The sequence below is a fragment of the Flavonifractor plautii ATCC 29863 genome, assembly GCF_000239295.1.
GTDB lineage: Bacteria > Bacillota > Clostridia > Oscillospirales > Oscillospiraceae > Flavonifractor > Flavonifractor plautii.
Window position 1 is genome coordinate 1 of sequence record NZ_JH417632.1, and the last position, 2,619, is coordinate 2,619.

Annotated in this window: 2 protein-coding genes; both read left to right on the forward strand. The window is 38.7% G+C overall.

Annotated elements, in window-relative coordinates; genetic code table 11:
• Positions 1–1,437, forward strand: a 1,437-nt coding sequence (locus tag HMPREF0372_RS00685; protein ID WP_050810463.1) for a hypothetical protein, incomplete at its 5' end; no start/stop codon positions are given.
• A 367-nt stretch (positions 1,438–1,804) separates the two neighbouring features.
• A complete protein-coding gene (locus tag HMPREF0372_RS19530; protein ID WP_077711721.1) occupies positions 1,805–2,299 on the forward strand; it encodes a hypothetical protein in 495 nt (164 codons plus the stop codon).
• Positions 2,300–2,619: the final 320 nt, after the last annotated feature.

Sequence of the window (2,619 nt, forward strand, 5' to 3'; positions counted from 1 at the left end):
TTTTCAATTTGCGAAAATTATTGTACCTTATCTGGGTACAGGGAATGCAATACCCTTGTGCAGGTCAAGGGCGGCAGCCTTGCCCAGTTAAGTGGCGTTTCGCCACTTAGTACTGGGTATTACTTGACGCAGAAAGCCGCAAGGAATCAGCTTCGCTGCCCTTCTCCCCTGTCGGGGAAATCAAAAAGAAAAGGAGGAACTCATGTGAAATTAACAAGGCACAATGGACGAGCTGGAAAGAATGGCGTTTATAATCCGAAGCACAATGACCGCAGTTTTGACATTGCCAACAGCGAACACATTGACGAAGAACGAGCCAAACAAAATCTCTATTGGGACTGTTACAATGGCTTCCGCAATTTCAAAAATCCCGATAAGGAAAATGAGCTGTCTGCCACTTTTGAAGATGTGGAACAGCTTTTTTATCGTCAGCGGTATCGTGATTTTGTAACCGGACAGAACGAAAGAAATGTGAAGAACCGACACCCTGAAAGGAATAAGGAAACCGGTGATTTGCTCAAAAGCAAAAAGACCTGTCCAGAGGAAACGGTCTATCAGATTGGAACACTTGATAATCATGTTCCACCGGAACTGCTCATTGAGATTGTCACAGAATTTATGGAAATCGTAAATGAGCGTTTCGGCTCTCATGTCCATATCCTGAATTGGGCGCTGCACTTGGATGAAAGCACCCCTCATATTCACGAGCGTCATGTGTTCGACTGTGAAAATCAATATGGGGAGATTGCCCCACAACAGGAAAAGGCTTTGGAAGCACTGGGATTTGAACTGCCGGAACCGGAGAAGCCTGTCGGAAGAAAAAATAACCGCAAGATGACTTTCGATTCAGCCTGCCGAGTGCTGTTGTTTGATGTGGCGAAAAAGCATGGCTTACAACTGGAAGAAGAACCGGAATATGGTGGTCGTGCTTATCTGGAAAAACAGGACTATATTCTTTTCAAGCAAAAGGAGCAACTGGCAGCACAGGAGCAAAAGCTGGAAGAACTCACGATGAAGATTGAGGATGTGGAAGCTCTGGTGGACGAGGTTGCCGATATTGCTTATGACAAGGCGGTTGAGGTCGTTGCTGATACTGTGAAACTGGAAACGCACAAGGAGGATATTAAGCTGGTGGAGCAGTCTAAGGCATGGGTTCTCTCCCCTGAGCGTAAGGCTTCAAAGAAAGAAATCGAGTATGCAGTGAAACGATTGGATGGCGTGATTGCCAGAATCACAAATGCTATGAAATCAACCATTCAGAAAATCCAAACCACGCTGATGAAACCGGAGGTCAAAAAAGCCGGAACGGAGCAAATTAAGAAGAAAGCCAAAAGTTCTATTATAGAGCAGTTAAGCCGCAAGAAGAAAGAAATGGCAGAGCGTGAAGTCAGCCGGACAATTCCGGCGAAAAGCAAAAAACAGGATATGGAGCTCTAAGGCACTTGCTGTTTTCGTTTTGAAAATGACAGGTGCTTTTGCTTTGGGAGGTAAGAAAAAATCTTCCATTCTTTAGGTTGATGAAGTATAATGTAAGCAACAAAACAGAATTTGTGAATGAGCAAATAACTACAGCTCAATTATCGAGAATATAACACATCAATGTGTTGCAAAAATCGAAAAAATTTCTAACACTTCTATGTATGCAATTGAAAAAATAGATTCGGAATTAGAAATTGAATGGGTTCTTTTGGCAGTTATGCACATGGATATGGCTGTACTTTCACGCGAGGGTAGAGGACCAGTTACAGCAGGATAAAATGATTTCACTTCGTTATTTTCAATTAAAAATAGGAGGAGATGTACTATGACAGAAAGTATTAGAGAGAGATTGTATGAGAATTCATCTATATTATTGAATCCACCAGAAAAGACAAAATATTTAAAGCAATGGTTAAAAGAAATAAAACAACAAATTTTTATAGACATTTTAGCAGTACCGATATTGATATCTTTGCTGATAATTATTTTTCAGATTAAAAAAAATGATTTATTTGAAAATATAATTAAAATAATATCCATTATAGTTTTAGTGTATTCTATATGTAGAGGATTATGGCTGCTTTGTTATGAAATTGAAGGATATATACAAGGAAAAAGATACTGCTGGTATAAATCAATGGTATATATCGAGAAATGCAAAGGAGGAAAAACTAAAGGGGCATATGTAATTGAAAATGAATTTTTTGAAGGCGAACTTGTTAGTGATTATAGAAGAAACAAAATTAATTATGGAGAAGAGAAATTTGCTGTATTGTTGTATTTTGGACATCATAAAAAAGTGATATTATTGCAAGAATAAAGTAGTATTTTCAACTAAAAAGAGTAAAAATCTAATTATCCGCATAAGCACAGGAATTATAAGCAATATAAACAAAAAAACTTCTTCCGATAAAATCCGTTTTGTCAATGAAACTCCCGTTAATCTTATAAAAAGGCTACGAGAAGAAAATGGCAAAGGAATTTGCATAACTGGCAGCCCAACCACAATTAAATCTTCACAGCGTTATTAAGCAGGAAATCTGAAAAGGTCTCCTGCTTTTTTGCACCCAAAATTGGATATGGAACTTTAAGGCACTTGCTGTTTTCGTGGTCGTGTCAAGATTTTTTCGCACTTTAGTT

Coding starts and splice junctions, on each gene's coding strand:
- HMPREF0372_RS19530 (WP_077711721.1), top strand. CDS start 1,805: ATGACAGAAAGTATTAGAGAGAGATTGTATGAGAATTCATCTATATTA.